Origin of the sequence: Duganella sp. Root336D2, from assembly GCF_001425005.1 — a bacterium.
GTDB lineage: Bacteria > Pseudomonadota > Gammaproteobacteria > Burkholderiales > Burkholderiaceae_D > Rugamonas.
In genome coordinates this window covers 1-19,768 of record NZ_LMDB01000005.1, presented here as the reverse complement: position 1 = coordinate 19,768, position 19,768 = coordinate 1, and the positions used below count along the sequence as shown (strand labels likewise).

Below are 19,768 nucleotides of genomic sequence, written 5' to 3'. Positions count from 1 at the left end.
TCAGAAATGCTGCGGAATCGAGGCAATCAAGCCGGTGGCATAGCCGACCAGGCGCTTCAGCATCCACGGCCCGCACACCACCAGCACCACCACGGCGGCGATGATCTTGGGGATGAAGGTCAGCGACGCTTCCTGCACCTGCGTGACCACCTGCAGGATGCTGATCAGCAGGCCGACCACCAGCGTCACCGCCAGCAAAGGGGCGGTAATCAGCAGCCCGTTCCACAGCAGTTCGGCCAGCATCTGGAGCGCGGAATCGGCACCCATGTTCAGCGGCTCTGGTAAGACTGCACGATATCGCCCATGCTGCGGCCGAACGTGCCTTCGCGCATGGACAACAGGCGCATGGCCAGGGCGTGGAAGCGCGCCGGATCCTGCAGGTCGCCATCGAGCGCCATCTGGGCGTAGCGCGCCGACAGGTTGTCGCGGTCCAGGCCGAGGGCGCGCGCAATGCTGGCCTCGGCCTCGGCACGCTTGCCGGCCATGGCCTGCACCACCGCCATGCCGCCGTGGCTCTCGCCGAAATTGCGGTCCAGGCCCAGCGCCGTTTCGAAGGCGGCAGTCGCGCCGGCCAGGTCGTTGCTGTACAGGCGGGCCCAGGCCAGCAGGTGCCAGGTACCGATATGGCCCGGCATGAAGTGCACCGCCTTTTCCAGCTGCTGCTGCGCGCTCTTCAGGTCGCGGCGCAGCATGCTGGCCATGCCCAGGCCGGCCCAGGCGCGCGCCTCGGTCGCGCTGGAAGCCAGCGCTTCCTCGAACAGCGGGACGGCGGCGTCGTTGTCGGTACGGGCCAGGGCGACCGAGCCGGCCACCACCAGCGCCTCGACGTTGCGGCCGCAGGCCAGCGAGGCCGTGCTGAGGGCTTCGGCTTGCTCCAGGTCGCCGTCGTCCAGGCACACGGCACTGGCCGCGCCCAGGAAGGCAGGCGCCTGGCTGAACGCGTCGCGGTAGCGCTGCACCAGGGCGCTTGCCTTGTCCAGGTCGCCCAGCCGGTGCAGCAGGCGCAAGGCGATGGTGACCGCGCCCGGCGCCGGGCTGGCGCCCTCACCTTCGACATACGGCGCCAGCGCGTGCCAGCCCTCTTGCCAGCGGCCCAGGAACAGGCAGGCCAGCGCAAAATTGTAGGCCAGGCCGCCATCGGCGAACCTTCCCAGCAGTCCGCCGAACAACTCGGCGGCCGGCTCCCATTGCTGCTGCGCCAGCAGCGTGTTGCCCAACATCGCGAGCAGACCCGGCTCGCCCGCATGGCGTTCGAGCGCGGCGCGCACATGGGTTTCCGCGCGCTGCGGCAGCCCGGCCGCGAAGCACAGCTCAACCACCGTCTGCAGCAGGGACAGGTTGTCGGGATCGCTAGCCAGGTAGGCTTCGTGCCGGGCCAGGCGTTCGAGTGGGGGCGTTTCTTGATGCTGCATAGTGTCTTTCGTTAGTGAGTCAGGACTGGCGCGCCAGCAAGTGGGCAATCGCCTGTTCTACCAGCTGGCCGCTGGCCGGGTCGCTTTCCATGGCCTGCTGGATGTCGTCCAGCATCTGGTGGAAGCGGGCATCATTGGCGACTTTGGTGCCAAAATGCGCCAGCAGCACCGCTTCCAGGAAGACCCGGAACGCCTTGCGGCCGCGCTGGGGATCGTCTTCAGCAATGTGGGCGACACGCAGTTCGATCAGGCTGGTCAGCCCTTCCGCCGCCTGGCGCGATGCCGCCGCCGCGCCCGGCCGGCGCCGGCGCGCCGGCGCCGCGCGGTCGAGCTGGCTGCGGATGGCCGCAACGAGCTGGGTGACCGGGCTGATCGAAGTCATGCTTTAGTGCTTGAAGTTGCCGGCATAAGCCGACAGCAGCAAGTGCTGGCCGTCGCCGTCCGCCTCGGCGCCGGTACTGTCCGCCGGCGCTGCCGCGCCTGCGGCGGCGATCCGGCTGTCCAGCTCGCCGATGATGCGCTGCATGTCGTCGTTCAGCGGCGGATTGGCATGATTCAGCTCAATCCCTTGCGCCAGCGCCGTACGTGCCCCGGCCAGGTCATCGGCAATCAGCAACAGCAGGCCGTGGCCGAAGTGCTGCAGCTCGGCCGGCACGCCGCTTTCCTCGAGGGGGCGCAGCACGCCGGCCGCGCGCTCGGCCTGGCTGGCGCCGAGCCAGAGCAAGGCCAGCTGCAGGCGCGCAGTGTACAGCGTCTGGTCAAGGGCAATCGCCGCTTCCATTTCGCCGGCGGCCCGGTCGTACATGCCCAGCTGGGCGTATTCCGCCCCCAGCAGGTAATGGGCCTGGGCGGTCGCATCGGGGCGCCCCACGGCTTCCTTCAAGTAGGCAATGGCACTGCCCGCCTCATTCCCGGCGCCGGCCTTGAGTGCCAGTTGTAACAGTTCGGCCTGGTCAAGCCCGGCGAGGATCGAATTGCTCATCTATGCGTCCAATCAAAATATCAGGTTAACGGGGTCGTCCTGCAGCATGCGCTTGCGCAGGGCGTCCAAAGCTTCCTTGTGCAGCTGGGAAATGCGCCCCCTGCTCAAGCCCAGCATATTGGCGATCTCTTCGAACGGCAGCTGCTGGAGGTAGTGGTAATGCAGCACCTGCCGCTGGCGTTCCGTCAGCTGGTGCAGCAAGGCATGGATGCGCTGCCTGAGCTGGCGCATTTCAATGCCGGCGTAGGCATTGTCGGGGTAGCCTGGCTCGTCGGCAAGATACATGCCCGAATCGTCGAGCACGAATCCCACCGCCAGGCCCACCGCCATTTCGGCCAGTTGGCCGAAGAGCGCGTCCGGGTCGGCCGGCGCTGCGCCGGCTGGCGCCAGGTCAGCCGAACGCGCCGCCAGGATGCGCTTGCGGGCCGCCGCCTGCTCCTGCGCGTCGCTGTACGACCTTATGCCGTCGAGTATAGCGCCGTTGATGCGCGCAGCGGCAAATGTCTCGAACTTGGCGCCATGCCCTGCCTCAAAACGGTCAACCGCCTGCAGCAGGCCTTCGCGCGCGAACTGCAGGAAATCGCCGAACTCCAGGCCGGCATGGGCGCGCATGCTGAACAGGCGGGCTGCCATGATGCGTGCGTACTCAAGATAGCGCTCGACCAGTTGCTGCCGCAGCGCCGGGTCGCGGCTGCCCCAGAAGCGCTGCCACAGGGCGGCGCCGGCATCCGGTTCACAGGCAAGCAAGGCGGCAGCCATGATCGGTTCTAGGCGAAAGTACCGAGCAGCGAGCGCACCACGAGATTCCAGCCGTCCATCAGCACGAACAGCAGGATCTTCAGCGGCAGGGCGATCGACGCCGGCGGCACCATCATCATGCCGAGCGCCATCAGGGCACTTGAAACGATCAGGTCCACCAGCAGGAAGGGCAGGAATACCACGAAGCCGATCTGGAAGGCGGCGCGCAGCTCGGACAGCATGAAGGCCGGCACCAGCTGGGACATGCTGATGTCGCTGACGTCCTGCGGCGGCGCCGCCTTGGCCAGCTCCACCATCAGGGCCAGGTCCTGTTCGCGGGTTTGCCGCACCATGAAGTCGCGCAATGGCGCACTGCCCTTGTCGAACGCGCTTTCGGTCGACAGCTTGCCCGCCATGTACGGCTGCAGCGCCTGCTCGTTGACCTGCTTCAGGGTCGGCGCCATGGTGAAGTAGGTCAGGAACAGCGCCAGGCTGATCAGTACAGTGTTGGGCGGCGTGTCCTGCATGCCCAGCGCCGTGCGCAGCATCGACAGCACGACGGCAATGCGGATGAAGGACGTCATCGACATCAGGATCGCCGGCGCCAGGCTGAGGACGGTCAAGCCCAGCAAGATGCGGACGGCCGCCGCAGCGTCCGTGCCGCCCTTGCCCAGCTGCACCTGTACGCCCGGCAAGGCCAGCGAAGGCTCGGCGGCAACGGCCGGCAGCGCCAGGCAAGCCAGGGCCAGCAGCAAAAAGTGGGGCCGCTTCATTGTGCATCCTTTTCCGCAGGCACGCTGTCGACGCAGCTGACGCCATGCTCCCCCTGCGCCAGCAGGTAGCGGCGGCCGGCGAACTCGACGACCGCCAGCGTGCTGCGCGGGCCGAGGCGCTGGGTTTCCAGCACGCGCAGGTGGCGCGCACCGGCGCCGGGCGGCGCCAGCTTGAGCTTCTTGCGCAGCACCTGCACCACGACAATCGCAGCCAGGGCGATCAGCAGCACGCCGACGCCGCCGCCGACGGCACTGCCGACCGGTACGTCGCTCTCGCGCTTGAACGGGATGGCCGCTGTCGAACTTGCCTGGCTGTTCATGCCTGCGCGCTTGCCTGGGCGACTTCGCTGATGCGCACGCCGAAATTGTCGTCCACCACCACCAGGTGGCCGCGCGCCACCACATTGCCGTTGACGATGACGTCGACCGGGCAATCGGCTTCCTTGTCGATCTTGAGCACCGACAGTTCTCGCAGGGCCATCAGTTCTCCCACCGTCGTGCGCGCCTCGCCCACCACCACGCTCAGGGTCACCGGCACGCTGTCCAGCAAGCCCAGCTTGCCGCCCAGCAGGGCTGGCCCCTTCTCCGGCTGCGGCTCGATGTGCACCAGTTCCACCAACTGCGTCTGGGCGGCCGCGCCGCCCTTGCTCGTACTGCTCATGCTTTTACTCCGTTCTTTGTTCCAGGCACCACTTCCAGCGCCAACTTGTTTCCGGCAACGCCGAGATGGCCGCCAAACAGCAGGCGGCCCTTATCGTCGCGCACCGCCAGCGCATCTTCGGCAAGGCTGTCCAGCCGGATGACGTCGCCCGCCTCCAGCGCCAACAGGCTGCCCAGTGTCACTTGCGCCTGGCCCACTGCCACCTGCAACGCAACGGGCTGCTGCGCCAGCAGCGCGACCAGGCTGACCGCCGGCAGCGCAGTGGCGGCGGCGCGCCGCGGCGCCAGCTGCAGCACCGCTTCATGGTTCAGCAGGCCATGGCAGGCCAGCTTGCCGATCCTCAGCTCGAACGCCAGGGCGCCCGACGCGTGGTCGCGCAAGCCGTGCGGCGCCTCCGCTTCAAGCGCCACGGTTTGTCCCAGCGCTTCGCGTGTAATGCCGTCGGCCAGCGCGGCCAGCGCCGCATCCGCCGCCGCCAGCGCCATGGCTGGCTGGCCCTGCTGCGGGGCATGGCGCCGGTCTGGCGCAAACAGCTGGCGCTGCAGTTGTCCTGCCAGCTCCGCCGGCCAGGCCAGCCACAAGCCGCGCCCGTCCGTGCCGGCACGGGCGTACTGCCACGGCGCGCTGTGCGGCGCCGCTTCCCAGGCCCGTTCGACGGCAACTTCCGGTTCGCGCATACCCCAGTCGGCCGCCCAGGCGGACAGGGCGCGCTCCAGCGTGTCGCGCACCGCGCTGAGGCGGCTGGCGCCCAGCAGCGCGTATGGACTGACTTCCATCAACGGTGGCCCTTCATATCAAACAATTGCTGGATCATGTCATTGGCTGTGCTGATCACATGGGACGACGCCTGGTAGCCGCGCTGCATCAGGATCAGGTTGCCGAATTCTTCGGCCAGGTCGACGTTCGAGCCTTCCAGATGGCCCGACTGCAGCTTGCCGAACGAGCCGTCGCCCGCATAGCCAAGGTGCAGCGCCGCGCCTTCGCGCATTTCGAAGCCGCCGGCGACCTGGTTCAGGTCCGTTTCGGACTGGAAGTCCGCCAGGGCGATACGCGGGCCCTTGGCGGTCTGGCCATTCGAATAGCGCACCGTCACGGTGCCGTCGGCGCCAATGGTCTGGTCGGTCCGCACGCCACTGCCAAAGCCGTCCTGCGTGGTCATGGCGAGCTGGGTCGACTGCCCGTTGTTCTGTACCGCGTTGAAATCCAGTTGCACCGCGAACTCGGGGTTCGTGCCGTCGGTGTAATTGAAGCTCAGGGTGCTGGAACCCGGCACGGCAAAACCGTTGGCGAATTTGATGGTGCCGCTGCCCACCTCGGTGCCGCCGCTATTGGTGACCTTGACGGTATAGTTGCCGCCGCCAGCGTTGCTGAAGCTCAGGTTGACCGTGACGTTGGAACCGGACGGCGCGATCAGGCTGACGCCATTCAGCGCCGCGGTCACCGGCGGGCTGGTCACGACGTTGGTCAGGATGCCGCCGATTTTCGCGACGGCGGTGGCTTTCGGCAAGCTGTGCTCGAGGTCGGCCAGCGTGACGTCGGACAAGTGGCCGCTGCTGTCCATTGTCTGCACCTTGTCGCCATGCGCGTTCACCAGGATGTTGTCGGCATTGAACTGGAACTGCCCAGCGCGCGAGTACAGCAGCTGGTCGTCGCGCTTGACGATGAAGAAACCGTTGCCGCCGATGGCCAGGTCGAGCGCATTGCCGGTGCTCTGGTCGGTACCGGTACGGAACATGACGCGCGTCGCCTGCGCCACCACGCCCTGCCCTTGCGCATCGCCCTGCCCGGCCGCCGGCTGGCCGCCGCCCTGCTCGAACAGCTCGGCAAACTGCAGCTGCGAACTCTTGAAGCCTGCCGTGTTGACGTTGGCCAGGTTGTTGCCGACGACTTTCAGGCCCTTCGCATGGCTCAGCAGGCCGGACGTGCCGATTAACAGCGTATCAAACATGGAATCTCCCTTGTTTTAGCGAATATTGACGACCTGGGACAGGCTGATTTTTTCCAGGAAGGAACCGCTGGTGGTGGTCACTGTCATCAGCGGCGTGCCGGAGGATACGTCCAGCGCCGTCACCTTGCCGGTGACCAGGCCGCTGCCCTGCTCCACGTCCACCGTGCGGCCCAGCATGCCCACCGACTGCATGGCGGACTGGTAGTTCAGCATGCTGTCCAGCTTCACGTTCAGCTGGCGGCTTTGCTCCAGGTTCGCAAATTGCGCGATCTGCGCCACGAATTCCTGGTTTTCCAGCGGCTTCAGCGGATCCTGGTTATTCAGCTGGGACGTCAGGATTTTCAGGAAATCCTCGATGCCGATATTGCTCGATTGCGATGCGGGACCCGCGCCCACTGCCGCAGTAGAAGAAATAGCCATTAATTGATGCTCCTTGTGCTGTCCTGTTGTGGCGCCTGGTACTGCGCCGTGTCATCTGCTTCGCTTGCCGTGCCGCGCGCGGCATCCACCTTGCGTCCGTTTACCGTCAGTGAAGCCAGGCGCCTGCCCTCGCCGCCCAGTTCACTGGCCAGGTTCTGGGCCAGGCTGCGCATCTGTTCCGCCTGCAATTCGGCGTCGCGCACGAAGGCGTGCACGCCGTCGCGTCCATAAAACAGGTGCAGCAGTTTTTTCTCGAACGGCTCGCCCGGCGCTTGCGCCTGCTGGCTGGACGGAGTCGGTTCCTGCAGTTCGCTTTCGCCCGCCGGCGCGCCATTGCGCGCTGCCAGCAAGTTCACGGCCGCGCGCTGCAGCGGAGCTGCGCCACGCAAGGCCGCGGGAGCATCGATGGCATCAACCCCGGCCTGCGCCGGCTGCGCCTCGTGCTGCCGGTCCGGCGCTGCCAAAGCCTGCACCGGCAGCGCGGCCAGCGCCGGCGCCGTCGTGCGGGCAGGCTGGGCCAGCGCGAAGGCCGGCGTGCCCGCAGCCGAAGACTGTGCCGCAGCGGCCGGCTGGGCCGCCGCTTGCGGTTCCGCTTGCTGCTGCGCCGCTGCCTGGGCCTGGGCCTGGGCCTGGGCCGCAACAGGCGCCGCGCCGGGCACCACCTGGCCGGCTTGCTCCCATGCGGCACGCTGCGCCTTGTTCGGCAAGGCATCCTGGCCGGCACGAGCGCCCGGCTGCTCATCGTCGGACGCTTGGTAAGGCTTCAATCCCTGTTCAAGCAAGGCCTGCTCCAGGTCGTACAGCCAGCGCGCATGGCGCGTACCGTCCATCTGGCGCACATCGCCGTTGCGGGCGGTGAGCGCACCGCCCGCTGCATCAATCATCGCTGTCATGCTGTCCCCCGTCCTGACTTCAACACATTCCACAATTCATCGGCGGCTTTGATGTCACCGTCCTGGCGCTGCCGCAGGAATTGCCGGCCCGCTTCGTCGCGGTGCTCTTCCACCGCATCCAGTTCGCGCCTTGCCGCCAGCATGCGCTGCCGCACGGCTTCCAGCGCCTGCACCGTCCGCTCGACGGCCTGTGCCTGCACGGCCTGGCGCAAGCGGCAATCGCCCAGGTAGCGGCCCAGTTGCGCAAAGCGTTCGGCCGGCATGGCCTGGCCGGCCTGGCTCAGCCCATTCCACTCCGCTTGCGCGGCATGCGCCAGGGCTTGCAGCCGGTCCAACTCGCGCTGCTGCACGGCCAGCTCCGCAGCGGCTGCTTGCAGCTCCGGCGCCAAGCCGTCGACTGCCCATTGGCGCGTCAGGCGCACCGGTTCCAGCGCATAACGGAATCCGCGCAGCTTCATGCACGCGTCCCGAGTGCCGCCTGCAGGCCGCCAAGGGCGCTGGCGCGCGTAGCCACTTCCGCCACCGGCTGACGCAGCACGCTGCGCAGCGCCGGCATGGCGGCCAGGGCACGGTCGATGCCGGGATTGCTGCCCGCCTTGTACGCGCCCATTTCCACCATCTGCCGGTTGCGCTCGTAGGTCGCCAGCACGTCCACCGTCTCGCCCATCAGGGCCAGCTCTTCCGCGCTTGCCAGCTCGGTGGCCAGGCGCGACGCGCTTTGCAGCACGTCAATGGCCGGGAAGTGTCCTTCGTGCGCCAGGCTGCGCGAGAGCATGATGTGGCCATCCAGCGTGGCGCGCACGATGTCCGACACCGGCTCGTTGAAATCGTCGCCCTCCACCAGCACGGTGTACAGCGCCGTGATGGCGCCGCCCTCCGCGCTGGTGCCGCAACGCTCGCACAGCGGCGGGATGTCGGCGAAGACCGACGGGGTGTAGCCGCGTGCCGTCGGCGGTTCGCCGGCGGCCAGGCCGACTTCGCGCCGCGCCATGGCGAAACGCGTCAGCGAATCCATCATCAACAGCACCTGCTTGCCCTGCTCGCGGAAATACTCCGCAATGGCGGTGGCGGCATGGGCTGCGCGCATGCGTACCAGGGCCGGCTGGTCCGAGGTCGCCACCAGCACCACGCTGCGGCGCAAGCCTTCCGGCCCGAGCTGCTTTTCAACGAAGTCGCGCACCTCGCGCCCGCGCTCGCCGATCAGGGCGATCACATTGACGTCGCTTTGCACGCCGCAGGCCAGCATGCCCAGCAAGGTGCTCTTGCCAACGCCGCTGCCGGCGAAAATGCCGACCCGCTGGCCGCAGCCGAGCGGCAGCATGGTATCGATGGCGCGCACGCCCGTTTCGAGCAGGCGGCTGATGCGCGGCCGGCTCAGGGGGTTGAGCGGCGCCGCGTGCAGGCTGCGCGTGGCCAGCGGCGGCAACGGGCCGAGGTCGTCGATCGGCGCGCCAAAGGCGTCGATCACCCGTCCCAGCAAGGCCTCGCCCACCGGCATGCCAGGCGCCTTGCCGCTGGCCACGATTTCGCAGCCGGCAGCGACGCCGCGCGGGTCTCCGTAAGGCATCAGGATTACGCGGCCCGGCCGCACGCCGACCACCTCGGCCAGCAGCCGCCCCTCGCCGCGCGGCAACAGCACTTCGCACTGTTCGCCGACCGCCGCATCCGGGCCGGCCGCCTCGATGCATTGGCCGGTGACGGCCAGCACCCGGCCCAGGCGGCGGGTCAGCGCTGCGTCACGAACGGCGTCGAGGTATTGCTGCATCAGTCGGCCACCTGGACGGTGCGGCGCGCCTCGCGCGCCGCCATCAGCGCTTCGCGCAGGGCTTGCATCTGCAGGTCCAGGCGCGCATCGAGGGTGCCGCGCGCGGTTTCGACCAGGCAGCCGCCCAGCACGACGCCGGCGTCGGGCAACAGCTGGACGCGCGGATCGGTTTCCGCGCCGGCCAGGCCTTGCAGCATTTCCAGGTCCTGGGGATGGACGTAGACACGCACCGGCTCCCCATCGCGCACCTCGCGCAAGGCTGCGGCGACAGCCGTGGCGACCAGCGCCCGTGCGGCGCCGCCCTCGCCCAGCATGCGGCACAGCGCTGCGTGCACGACTTCCACCAGCACGTCGTCCGCTTCCGCCAGCAGCGCAGCGCGGCTGGCGGCGAGGCTCTCGAGCACCTTGCGCACCTGCCCCGCCAGGGCAGCTGCATGCGCCTGCGCTTCTTCCTGCATGGCGTCCACGGCGGCGCGCGCCCTGGCCTCGCCGGCCAGCAAGCCGCGCTCTTCCGCTGCCGCACGGCGTTCGTCCAGTTCGGCTTCGAGCGCCTGTTCGCGCTGCGCGAGTTCGGCCGCGCGCCCGGCCAGCTTGTCCTGCTGCACGGCCAGGTCGGCCAGGCTGCGGCGCAGCGCCTCCTCGCCCTTGCCCAAGGCCAGGGCGCGCTCCTCCAGGGCCTGCCATTCCTCCTCGCCGGGGATGGCCGGACGCACGGCAGCCAGTGGCGGCACCGGTTTCAGTGCTTCCACCGCCGGGACCGCAGCCGGCCCCGGGGCCGCGGCACGCGAGGCCTGCGCGGCCGAACCTGGCCGCGCCAGGCGCCGCACACTGGCAATGTCGGCAGCGCGGATTATCGGGTCCATGGCCGCACCAGGCGCAGTAATGGTTTCAGCAGGCCTCGGCGGCCCGGGGCAGGCGCGGCAGGCACGCTGTCGGCCAGGCGGCGCGCGGCATCTTCCAGCAGGAAGCGCGCGAGCGCCGGCGCCGGCCGCTGCGCAGCGGCGGCTTGCACCGCCTCGCGCCGCGCCGCCGGCATTTGCGCCAGCAATTCATCGGCCCAGGACCAGGGGCCCAGCGCCAGCAACTGGCCCACCAGCGATGCAGGTTCCGCGGCCAGCAGGGCCTGCACCGGAACCAGGCCGGCACGCGCCAGCACGTCGCGCGGATTGCCGGCCGCCGGCGCCACTGGCGCCACCGCATCCGGGCCGCCCTCGAAGCCCAGCTCGCGCAACTCCTGCAGGTAGGCCTGCAGGGCCGCCTGGTCCGTGGCCGGCAATTCCGCCAGGATCAGGTCGCGGTCTTCCGCGGCCAATCCGTGCAGGACGGCCGCCGCCTGGCGATGTCCACTCATGGCTTGTGCTCCTTCGCCACCGCAGTGGCAGGCGCCGCGATCCAGCTGCGGATATCCTGCAGCAGCAACTGGCGCGTGGCCGGATCCAGGCGCGCAGCCGGCGCCTGCCTGCGGCCCGCCCGCAGTGCATAGGCGACAGCGACGGCCGCCACGATCACTGCAAGGACGGCGGTCAAGGCCCACGGCACGGAACCGGTGGCCGCGGCAGCTTCGGCCGAGGCGCGCGAAGCCGCGCTTGCCGCAGCCGAGCCAGCCAGCGCACCTTGCGCGTCGGGCGCCGCATTGCCCGCCGCCTGCGCCGGCGTCAGCAACTGCTCCATCGTATGCACCACAACGGCGTCGCCGCGTGCGGCGCTAAAGCCGGTCGCGGCCATCACCACTTCCTTCAGTTTCTCCTGCTGCTCCGCGCGCAGCGGCTGGCGCACCACGACCGCAATGGTCATGCGGCGGATGGCGCCACTGCCCGGCACGTGTTGTTCGACGCGGCGCCCGACCTGGTAATCGGCTTCGGTCAGGGTGCTGCCGCTGCCGGCTGGCTGGCCGCTGGCGACGGCCGGCGCGCCTTCACGGCTGGTCTGGCGCTCGCGCACCATGACGCCGGCTGCCGCCCCTGCTGCGCCACGGGCCGGCAGCACTTCTTCCGTCGTGACCTTGGTCTGGTCGAGGTTCAGCAGGACGTCGACGCTGGCCACGGCCTCGCCCGCGCCGAAGGTACGGTCCAGCACCTGGCTGACTTTTTTCGCCAGGTAGTCTTCGGTACCGCGCTTGAGGTCCAGCTGCGCTATCGACAATTGCTCGCCACCTTGTTCCGCTGCGACGCGGGTCAGCGCCACGCCCTGCTGGTTCAGTACCGTCACGTCGGCCGCCACAATATCGGGCACGGACGCGGCGACCAGGCGCTGGATGCCGGTCACCTGTTCCGGCGCCAACGCGTGACCCTGCTTCATGGTGACCGTCACCGAGGCCTTGGGCTTGGTGCCGCTCTTGCGGAACAGGCCCTGTTCAGGCAAGGCCAGGTGCACGCGCGCGGCCTGGATCTCCTCGATCGACAGGATGGTGCGGGTCAGTTCGCCCTGGATGGCGCGCTGGTAGTTCACCTTCTGTACGAACTCGGTCATGCCGAAGTCGGCGTTATTGAATACTTCGAATCCCACCGCCCCGTGCAGCGGCATTTCCTTGCCCATCAGCTTCAAGCGCGTCTTGTACACCAGGTCCTTCGGGACCAGGATGGTCGAGCCGCCGTCCGCCAGCTGGTAAGGCGTTTTCTGCTTGTCCAGTTCGGCCGTCATCGCCGCCGCATCAGCCGCCGCTACTTCGGAGAACAGCACCTGGTAGTCGGACCGGTAGGCCCAGAAGCCAAGCGCAGCCACCAGCGCGACTATCGCCACCACGCCCGCCGCCAATCCCGTCCGGGCACGCGGCGCCATGCCGCTCCACATCTGCATCATCGTCATCAATTACACCTGGGTACGCATTACTTCCTGGTAGGCTTCCAGCACGCGGTTGCGCACCTGGGCCAGCAGCTGGAAGGAAAGCTTCGCCTCTTCCAGCTTGATCATCACATCGTGCAGGCTGACCGGTTCGCCGGCCGCCAGCTGGCGCACGGCCAGGTCTGCCTCTGCCGCGCGCGTATTGGCCACGCCCATTTCCTGCGCAAACCAGCTGCCGAAACTGCCTTCCGGCGCTGCCGCCTGTGCCGTTGCCGGCGCCACTGTGTCCAGCGCATCCACGGCGCCGATCGCGCCGATCGCTTCCAAAGTCATTGCTGGCCTCCGATGTCCAGTGCCCGCGCCGCCATGGTCTTGGCAGCGTTCATGGCCGCGACGTTCGCCTCATAGGCGCGCAGCGCGGCGGTCATATTGACCATTTCCTGCGTGTGGTTGACGCCCGGATAGGCAACCATGCCCTGCGCATTGGCGAGCGGGTGGCCCGGTTCATGCGCCAGGCGCGGCGGCGCCGACTCCTGCACCACGCTCATGGACTGCACGCCGCCCACGGCACGGTACATGCTGCCGAATTGCTGGCTGAATCCCAGTTGCGCGGTTTGCGCCACCACGCGCATCGGGCGGTAGCCTGCTTCGCCTGGTGCGTAAGCGACGTTCATATTGGCGATATTGGCGGCGGTGGTATCGAGCCGCAGTTTTTCCAGCGCCATGCCGCTGGCGCTGATCTGGAAGAGCGCGTGATAGTCCATTTAGCGTTTTCCCTCGTTGATCGCTGTGCTCACCAGCGACATTTGCTTGCTCAGGGCCTTGAGCAGAGCCTGGTGGTGGAGGGTGTTCTCGGCCAGCGAAGCCATTTCCGTGTCGAGCGAGACCGGCTCCTGGCCGATGGACACGAACTCCGGGCGCAAGGCCGCCATCGGCAGCGTTGGCGTGCCGGCCTTCTGCTGGTCCATCAGCTGCGCCACCTGGGCTTCGAAGCTGACGCCCATGCGCTGGTAGCCGGGGGTATTGGCGTTGGCGATATTGTGGGCAATGGCCTGCTGGCGCATGATGGACGCATCCAGCGCCAGCCGCAACAGGTCCACGGTGCCCGATTCGATAATCGATTGCATAATCCAGTCCTTATTGAACGATCAGTTCCGCGTGCAAGGCGCCTGCCGCCTTCACTGCCCGCAAGATCGAGATGATGTCGCGCGTATTGGTCTTGACGCGCGTGAGCGACTGCACCAGGTCGGCGACGGTATTGCCGCCGGCAGTCACCAGGCCCGTTTCGCCGCGCTCCTCGACGTCCACCCGGCTGTTCGACACCTGCGCGGTGCGCACGCCCGCGCCGGTATTGCTGACCAGGAGCGGCTGCGACACGGTGTTGTCGGTCAGGATGCTCACTTTCAGCTCGCCGTGCGAGACCGCCACTTTGGAGATCCGCACGTCGCCGCCCGCCACCACGGTGCCGGTGCGCTCGTTGATGACCACGCGCGCACGGCGGTCCGGTTCCACGGACACGTTTTCGACGGCCATCAGGAAATCGTTCAGGCGCGAGCGGCGCGCTTCCGGGATATTGATTTCGATGCCGGAAGGATCGAGCGCCGTCGCCAGGTTGCCGCCCAGGCCGCGGTTGATCGCTGCGGCGACACGGCTGGCTGTCGTGTAGTCCGGCTCGGACAGCACGAAGGTGACGCTGTTGCCCTGCAGGGTCACGTCATTGACCACACCCCGCTCCACCGTCGCACCGCTTGGAATGGAAGCCACCGTCGGGTGGTTCTTCTGCTGCACATTGCCGTTCATGTCGTACTTGTAGCCGCCGACAGTCAGCGCTCCTTGCGCCAGCGCATAAACCTTGCCGTCCGGCCCCTTCAGCGGCGCCAGGATCAGCGTTCCGCCCACCAGGCTGCGCGCATCGCCCAGCGAAGTGACGGTCACGTCCAGCGTATCGCCTTCCCGTGCGAAAGGCGACAGGCTGGCCGTCACCATGACGGCAGCGGCGTTGCGGCTCTGCACATCTTCCGCAACTACAGTCATGTCGAAGCGCGCCAGCATATTGGCGATCGACTGGCGGGTTGCCTTGTTGCGGCTGGAATCGCCGGTGCCGGCCAGGCCGGTCACCAGGCCGTAGCCGGTCAGCGCGTTTTCACGCCAGCCCGAGACCTTGCCCAGGTCCTTGATACGAATCGTTTCGGCCTGCACCTGCACACAGGCGCACAGCCCCGCCAGCGCCAGCATGGCGCGCAGAATAAATTGACGCATAGGGATTACAAGCCAAACAGGGTCAGGAAACGCTGCCACCAGGCGGGCCGCTGGATTGCGGCCAGGTCGCCCTCGCCCGCATAGCTGATGCGCGCATTGGCGATGCGCGTCGACAGCACGACATTGGCCGCCGACACATCTTGCGGACGGATGCGGCCTTCGACCTTGATCTGCTGGCGCTCATTGTTCACTTCCAGCACCTGCTCGCCCGCCACCATCAGGTCGCCCGATTCCGTGATCTCGCGGACCGAGACGGTGAGCTGCGCCAGCACGCGGCCTTCACGCTCGGTGCGTCCGCGCCCGTCCATATCGTTATTGGTGTGCACCGACGCCGCGACCCGCTTGCCGCCGGTGCCTTGTGCGGCGAGGCCGATGCCAGCTTCGCGGCCCGCGCTGGTATTCGCGGTGCTGCTGGCGCTTGAGTTCTCATAGACCATGACGGTGATCAGGTCGCCGACCTTACGCTGCCGCAAATCGGAAGTCAGGGCCTGGTAGGCCACCGGATCATACAGGCTGGTCGCCTGCGCCACGGCAGCCTGTGCCAGCATCAGCGCCCCCATCCAATTCCACATCCTGCTCTTCATTCTTCTTTATCTTTCATCCAGCCTGACTTCACCCAGCCCGGTCACCCGCGCCATCACTACGCCGCCGCCGTTTGCCGGCCTGACCGCGATTGTTTGTCCTACCAGCGCATCGGCCTCGGCCACCGCGCCCACTTCAACCTGCATTCCAGGCCTGCCGGCCACCAGCCGCACCCTGTCGCCGCGCAATACAGCGTTAGCGGGCGCCAAATCCTTCCGCAACAGCACTTGCCCCGCACTGACTGCGTGCCGCAGCCGGCCGTTCCGCTGCAGCGCATCCGGCTCCGCCGGCTCGTCGCCGATGGCCTCGACGCGCTCCAGCTTTACTTCCACCTCGCCCTGGCCGATGCCGGCGCCTTCGGCCAAAGGCCCTCGCGCCACCAGCACTTCCTGCCAGGCCGAGATCCGCATCGGCACCACAATGGAGCGCTGCACCGCACCGCCGGCCAAAACATCAATCCACAGCGCGACGCGCCCGGGCAAGCGTGCGTTCGGCAGCGGACGCACTTGCAGCGCAAGGTCGCCTACAGGAACAGCGACTTCCGGCACTTCCGCTGCCGGCGCGGCCTCCAGCCTCGCGTAGCGGCTGCCGAAATGTTCGCGCAGGTAACGCTCCGCCTCCGCCACCAGCCGTTCGCCTGGCAAAGCCACGGCCTCGGTGCGCACGCGCACTGCCTCCGCACCGCGCCATTCGACCTGCTTGCCGCGCCAGCCCGGCTGACGGGCCAGCACATCGGCCAATTCCTGCCGGCTGCGCAAAGCGCTCTGCCCGGCCAGCGGCGCCCTGCCGACAGGCGTCGCGGCCAGCGCGGCATGGCTGGCATCCATCACTACCAGTTCTTCAATCGTGACCATCGGGCCGCGCACCGACGCTTCCTTGCGCAGTTCCAGTACGATCTCGGCGGCCGTGGCGTTCACCGCCAGCAGGAACAGCAAGCCCGCCCAAAACCGCATGACAACGATTACTTGCGCAGGTTATTGCTCATCGCGAGCATCTCGTCGGCAGCCTGGATCACCTTGACGTTGCTCTCATAGGCGCGCTGCGCCGCCATCAGGTCCACCATCTCTTCGACCAGCTTGACGTTCGAGGACTCCAGGAAGCCTTGTGCAATGCCGCCCAGGCCATCTTCGCCGGCACGTCCCAGGATCGCATCGCCGGACTGCGCCGACGGGCGATACAGGTTGCCGCCAAGGGCGACCAGGCCCTGGGTATCGGCAAAGCGCACCAGCTCTATCCGGCCGACTTCGTTGGAAGAGCCGCCCTCACGGTTGCGCACCAGAACCCGGCCATCTTGCTTGACGGTGATTTCCAACGCATCCAGGCCGACGTGGATGCCAGGCTTCAGCACATGGCCATCCGCAGTCGACAGGAAGCCGTCCTTGTCAACGATCAGCGAACCACCGCGGCTGTATGCCGGGGTGCCGTCCGTAGCGTTGACTTCAAAAAAGCCTTCGCCCTGGATCGCGATGTCCAGCGGCTGTTCGGTCTTGCGCAACTCGCCGGGGGCGAATTGCTTCACCAGCGACAGCATGCCGACGCCGCTGCCCTGCCATGCAGGACGCGCAGCATCCGCCTGCCCCGCCGGCGCGCCAAGTGCGCGATAAACCATATCCTCAAAGTTGACCCGGCCTTTCTTGAAGCCGGGCGTATTCACGTTCGCCAGGTTGTTGGCGATGGTGTCGACACTGCGCTGTTGCACGTTCATGCCAGTTGCAGCGATATAGAGCGCGTCATTCATTGCTTAAAACTCTCCGAGCTTTCTGATTGCTGAGCCAAGGACCTCGTCATAGCCTTGGGAGATGCGGTGCAGGGCTTCGAAATGGCGCACCGTCTCAGTCAGGCTGACCATTTCACGGGCGTTATCGACGTTGGAATTTTCCAGATAGCCGGAGCGCACCCGCGCAGCCACGGTGGCTGCAGCGGTTTCGAGCGAAGCGCCGCCTTGCGCGTACATGCCCGAGCCTACCGGCTCCAGGCGCTGCGCCTCGCGGAAGTACACAAGCTTCAGCTGACCGGCGACGCGCCCGTCCTGGAACACCTGTCCGGACGAATCGACGGTAAAAGGCCCGCCGGCGAGCACGATGTCGCCACTGGAACCCATGATGGGGAAATTGTTGGCGCCAACCAGGCGGCCACCTGCGTCAACACGCAGTGCGCCCTGGCGGGTGTAGCGCGGGCCATCCGGCGTCGCCACTTCAAAGAATGCTTCGCCCTCGACTGCAACATCGGTCTGCAAGCCGGTGAAGCGCATGGTACCGGCGCGCGCATCGATCGTGGACCCCGGCTGCACCGCCAATCCTTTTTCAACCTGTACGGAGAATCCCTGTTGCGCAGCTATCTGGCGCTTGTAACCTGGAGTGAGAACATTGGCGATGTTCTGGCTGATGCTCTGCATTCGCAGCAGATCTTGCTGCATGCCTTCTGCAGCGATCTTTGTGACGTCCAACTGATGATCCTTTTCCCGCGCAACGGCGTTGTTACTAAGATGACACGTTCATTTGACACCCAACAAGAACGCCGATCTTAGCCGCGGGATGAAACGCAAATCCTATCCAATTGTCACAATTTGATACATATTCTTGAAAAATGCACACTCTATTTTCAAAGTAGATACAGTTTTAGTGGTAGTTGCAACATTGTGTGCAATTTATGTTAGCAAATCGCAAATACTATCGTCATGCAGTTGTTCCTGCCCTCCTCACACGACAGTATTGTTGCGCGAGGTGAACTGCGTGAAGACAAGGATCCGACGCTCAATTGCGGATCGCGGGACGCGCGAATCGACTTCAATTCGGCCTTGAGTAGCTCTTAGGATTCGATTGAGCTCATTCAACTGGGGTAACTGATCCAGCTCTTCCGACACGCTACTTCCTAGCGCATTGCCGAATGCATCATGCAATCCGACCGCAAATAGTTGGTGCTTGCGTCAAACTCACCGTGAGCCGGCCGCAGATTCGGCCGACTCTTCGAATTGGGCACCAACCGACTTTCTAAAGGCGAGCCCTGAGACGCTAAATTCGCCTTGCCGTTAGCTTGAAGCCAGTAGCTCGGCCTGACATGCTCGACCTCGGGTGCAGCGCGTCATCAACTGAAAACACATCCCCGCGGACACGAATTACGTCAAGCTCATCTAGATAAGATGTTTGTGGGCCACTGTTGAACCGGAGTTTTGCTGGATCGCCACCGACCTTGATAAACTCTTAAGTCAATCGTTCGATTTGCGCATCGTCGAGCACTCGACTCGCAGGCGTCCTTAAACCTCCATTCATTCGTTCGAACTGTGAAGATCCGGACGTGACGAGTTCGGAAATCGGCTTACTGAAATTGTCGGGAAGCACGCGCCACATTGCTCTTGTTGTGCTCCAAGCACTGGCTTGGCGATCTCTCCGCCAACAACTGCTAACGCAAGTTCCTGCGGGTCTCCTAGTAACATCATATCGACGAACACATGACTTGCTGCGGCCCGACGCAGGGCCCATGCATCGCCACGTCTCACAACATCCACTCCACGGCTTTCAAGCTCTGTGAGCGCCCCATGTTTGAGTTCACGCATCCCATCGACACCATACGAAATCCCCTTAGCTGTCGATGTGCGAGCATCCCTCGTGGTCCCCTCATCCAATATGCGATGTCAGCTGGCAGATAGGAAATAGCGGAAAATTCGACCCCCAGGGTGGTCGCTACCGCTTGAGCAGCTTGCAGGACGTCGGCCACAACTGTTCCGTCAAGCTAGACCCGATTGCATTGCCGAATGCATCACGCCATCGATAGTCGCCTGGCGTCAATCGAGCAACCTATGACGTCCGCAGTACTAGCAGGCTGCTGAAATACTGTCTCCCCATCGTACCCGATGCGGTGCAGCCAATGTTATCCTGACATCCCATTTTCCAGATCCAAGACTCAATGCGCGGCGCCGACACCTTCACCGAGAGCCTGTTCACCATGCGTAAGTTGGAGGACTTCATCCCGGCGGATCATCCATTGCGCGTGATCCGCAAGATGGCCAATACGGCGCTGGAGCGAATGAACGGTCTATTCACCGAGATGTACGAGGCCGACACCAAAGGTGGGCGCCCGAGCATTGCGCCGGAAAAGCTGTTGCGCGCCATGCTGCTGCAAGTGCTGTACAGCGTGCGCTCGGAGCGCCAGTTGATGGAGCAGGTCCAGTACAACCTGCTGTTTCGCTGGTTTATCGGGCTGTCCATGGACGACGCCGTATGGGTGCCCACCGTCTTCACCAAGAATCGTGAGCGCCTGATCAAGCACGATGCCGTGGTCGAATTTTTCAACGAGGTGCTGGCCATCGCTGAGAAAAAGGAATGGCTCTCGGGGGAACACTTCAGCGTGGACGGCACGCTGATCCAGGCGTGGGCCGGCCACAAGAGCTTCGTGCGCAAAGACGATGACGAAGGCAAAGGTGACGGCGGTAATTTCGTAAGCGTAAAGCCAGCACCGTCTGGACGTAGGAATCGCCCCCATCCATGATCGAATTTTGGCACAGCAGTTGTGCCCACAAATTCAATTATGGACACAAATTTTCAACCAGTCATTGCA

25 protein-coding genes and 1 pseudogene are annotated in these 19,768 nt (G+C 65.9%); 1 reads left to right on the top strand and 25 read right to left on the bottom strand.

All coding sequences use genetic code 11. The features are described from left to right. Genes fliQ through ASD07_RS07410 form a run of 25 tightly spaced genes read right to left on the bottom strand, consistent with a single transcriptional unit; the run spans nt 1 to nt 17,660 of the window. Complete coding sequence (fliQ, locus tag ASD07_RS07530; protein ID WP_055927473.1) at nt 1–267, bottom strand: flagellar biosynthesis protein FliQ; 267 nt, start codon at nt 265–267, stop codon at nt 1–3. Between the two features lie 2 nt (nt 268–269). Beyond that, the gene (locus ASD07_RS07525) at nt 270–1,412 is read right to left on the bottom strand and encodes a tetratricopeptide repeat protein (protein ID WP_055927469.1); all 1,143 of its coding nucleotides are present in this window, start codon (nt 1,410–1,412) and stop codon (nt 270–272) included. Between the two features lie 19 nt (nt 1,413–1,431). Further along, on the bottom strand, nt 1,432–1,794 hold the full coding sequence (locus tag ASD07_RS07520; protein ID WP_055927466.1) for a hypothetical protein: 363 nt from the start codon (nt 1,792–1,794) through the stop codon (nt 1,432–1,434). A gap of 3 nt (nt 1,795–1,797) precedes the next feature. Next, nucleotides 1,798–2,394, bottom strand: a complete 597-nt coding sequence (locus ASD07_RS07515) for a lipopolysaccharide assembly protein LapB (protein ID WP_055927462.1) — start codon at nt 2,392–2,394, stop codon at nt 1,798–1,800. A gap of 12 nt (nt 2,395–2,406) precedes the next feature. Continuing rightward, entirely contained in the window at nt 2,407–3,153 is a 747-nt protein-coding gene (locus tag ASD07_RS07510) for a sigma-70 family RNA polymerase sigma factor (protein WP_055927459.1), read from the bottom strand. 8 nt (nt 3,154–3,161) lie between these two features. Further along, nucleotides 3,162–3,905 carry a flagellar type III secretion system pore protein FliP gene (gene fliP / locus ASD07_RS07505; protein ID WP_055927457.1) on the bottom strand — a complete coding sequence of 248 codons (744 nt, stop codon included), beginning with the start codon at nt 3,903–3,905 and terminating at the stop codon, nt 3,162–3,164. Further along, nucleotides 3,902–4,225 carry a flagellar biosynthetic protein FliO gene (locus ASD07_RS07500; protein ID WP_055927453.1) on the bottom strand — a complete coding sequence of 108 codons (324 nt, stop codon included), beginning with the start codon at nt 4,223–4,225 and terminating at the stop codon, nt 3,902–3,904. Before ASD07_RS07500 ends, fliP begins: the two co-directional genes overlap by 4 nt. Continuing rightward, nucleotides 4,222–4,566, bottom strand: a complete 345-nt coding sequence (fliN, locus tag ASD07_RS07495; RefSeq protein ID WP_055927448.1) for a flagellar motor switch protein FliN — start codon at nt 4,564–4,566, stop codon at nt 4,222–4,224. The genes ASD07_RS07500 and fliN overlap by 4 nt, the downstream gene beginning before the upstream one ends. Further along, complete coding sequence (locus ASD07_RS07490) at nt 4,563–5,342, bottom strand: FliM/FliN family flagellar motor switch protein (protein WP_055927445.1); 780 nt, start codon at nt 5,340–5,342, stop codon at nt 4,563–4,565. Before ASD07_RS07490 ends, fliN begins: the two co-directional genes overlap by 4 nt. Beyond that, on the bottom strand, nt 5,342–6,514 hold the full coding sequence (locus ASD07_RS07485) for a flagellar hook protein FlgE (protein WP_055927442.1): 1,173 nt from the start codon (nt 6,512–6,514) through the stop codon (nt 5,342–5,344). Before ASD07_RS07485 ends, ASD07_RS07490 begins: the two co-directional genes overlap by 1 nt. Before the next feature lie 15 nt (nt 6,515–6,529). Further along, nucleotides 6,530–6,934: a flagellar hook assembly protein FlgD gene (locus ASD07_RS07480; RefSeq protein ID WP_055927438.1), complete on the bottom strand. Its 405-nt coding sequence runs from the start codon at nt 6,932–6,934 to the stop codon at nt 6,530–6,532. After that, nucleotides 6,934–7,827 (bottom strand): hypothetical protein, encoded by an 894-nt coding sequence (locus tag ASD07_RS07475; protein ID WP_156397916.1) that lies wholly within the window; start codon nt 7,825–7,827, stop codon nt 6,934–6,936. The genes ASD07_RS07480 and ASD07_RS07475 overlap by 1 nt, the downstream gene beginning before the upstream one ends. Further along, nucleotides 7,824–8,285: a flagellar FliJ family protein gene (locus tag ASD07_RS07470; protein WP_055927435.1), complete on the bottom strand. Its 462-nt coding sequence runs from the start codon at nt 8,283–8,285 to the stop codon at nt 7,824–7,826. The genes ASD07_RS07475 and ASD07_RS07470 overlap by 4 nt, the downstream gene beginning before the upstream one ends. Next, on the bottom strand, nt 8,282–9,592 hold the full coding sequence (locus ASD07_RS07465) for a FliI/YscN family ATPase (protein WP_055927432.1): 1,311 nt from the start codon (nt 9,590–9,592) through the stop codon (nt 8,282–8,284). The genes ASD07_RS07470 and ASD07_RS07465 overlap by 4 nt, the downstream gene beginning before the upstream one ends. After that, entirely contained in the window at nt 9,592–10,455 is an 864-nt protein-coding gene (locus ASD07_RS07460; protein WP_055927428.1) for a FliH/SctL family protein, read from the bottom strand. The genes ASD07_RS07465 and ASD07_RS07460 overlap by 1 nt, the downstream gene beginning before the upstream one ends. Then, nucleotides 10,443–10,943 (bottom strand): hypothetical protein, encoded by a 501-nt coding sequence (locus tag ASD07_RS07455; protein WP_055927425.1) that lies wholly within the window; start codon nt 10,941–10,943, stop codon nt 10,443–10,445. Before ASD07_RS07455 ends, ASD07_RS07460 begins: the two co-directional genes overlap by 13 nt. Continuing rightward, a complete protein-coding gene (gene fliF / locus ASD07_RS07450) occupies nt 10,940–12,397 on the bottom strand; it encodes a flagellar basal-body MS-ring/collar protein FliF (protein WP_057246277.1) in 1,458 nt (485 codons plus the stop codon). The genes ASD07_RS07455 and fliF overlap by 4 nt, the downstream gene beginning before the upstream one ends. A 3-nt stretch (nt 12,398–12,400) precedes the next feature. Beyond that, nucleotides 12,401–12,706, bottom strand: a complete 306-nt coding sequence (fliE, locus tag ASD07_RS07445) for a flagellar hook-basal body complex protein FliE (protein WP_055927420.1) — start codon at nt 12,704–12,706, stop codon at nt 12,401–12,403. After that, entirely contained in the window at nt 12,703–13,137 is a 435-nt protein-coding gene (gene flgC, locus ASD07_RS07440; protein WP_055927417.1) for a flagellar basal body rod protein FlgC, read from the bottom strand. The genes fliE and flgC overlap by 4 nt, the downstream gene beginning before the upstream one ends. Then, nucleotides 13,138–13,500 carry a flagellar basal body protein gene (locus ASD07_RS07435; protein ID WP_055927414.1) on the bottom strand — a complete coding sequence of 121 codons (363 nt, stop codon included), beginning with the start codon at nt 13,498–13,500 and terminating at the stop codon, nt 13,138–13,140. Between the two features lie 10 nt (nt 13,501–13,510). Then, a complete protein-coding gene (locus ASD07_RS07430; protein ID WP_055927410.1) occupies nt 13,511–14,632 on the bottom strand; it encodes a flagellar basal body P-ring protein FlgI in 1,122 nt (373 codons plus the stop codon). Between the two features lie 5 nt (nt 14,633–14,637). Then, nucleotides 14,638–15,216, bottom strand: a complete 579-nt coding sequence (locus ASD07_RS07425) for a flagellar basal body L-ring protein FlgH (protein WP_082507182.1) — start codon at nt 15,214–15,216, stop codon at nt 14,638–14,640. Between the two features lie 6 nt (nt 15,217–15,222). Continuing rightward, a complete protein-coding gene (flgA, locus tag ASD07_RS07420) occupies nt 15,223–16,167 on the bottom strand; it encodes a flagellar basal body P-ring formation chaperone FlgA (RefSeq protein ID WP_055927403.1) in 945 nt (314 codons plus the stop codon). Between the two features lie 8 nt (nt 16,168–16,175). Then, nucleotides 16,176–16,952 carry a flagellar basal-body rod protein FlgG gene (flgG, locus tag ASD07_RS07415; protein WP_055927402.1) on the bottom strand — a complete coding sequence of 259 codons (777 nt, stop codon included), beginning with the start codon at nt 16,950–16,952 and terminating at the stop codon, nt 16,176–16,178. 3 nt (nt 16,953–16,955) lie between these two features. After that, nucleotides 16,956–17,660: a flagellar hook-basal body protein gene (locus tag ASD07_RS07410; RefSeq protein ID WP_057246278.1), complete on the bottom strand. Its 705-nt coding sequence runs from the start codon at nt 17,658–17,660 to the stop codon at nt 16,956–16,958. 1,457 nt (nt 17,661–19,117) lie between these two features. Between ASD07_RS07410 and ASD07_RS07405 the strand changes: the two are divergent. Then, nucleotides 19,118–19,642, top strand: a pseudogene (locus ASD07_RS07405) (IS5 family transposase); the annotation flags it as partial. Between the last annotated feature and the right edge of the window lie 126 nt (nt 19,643–19,768).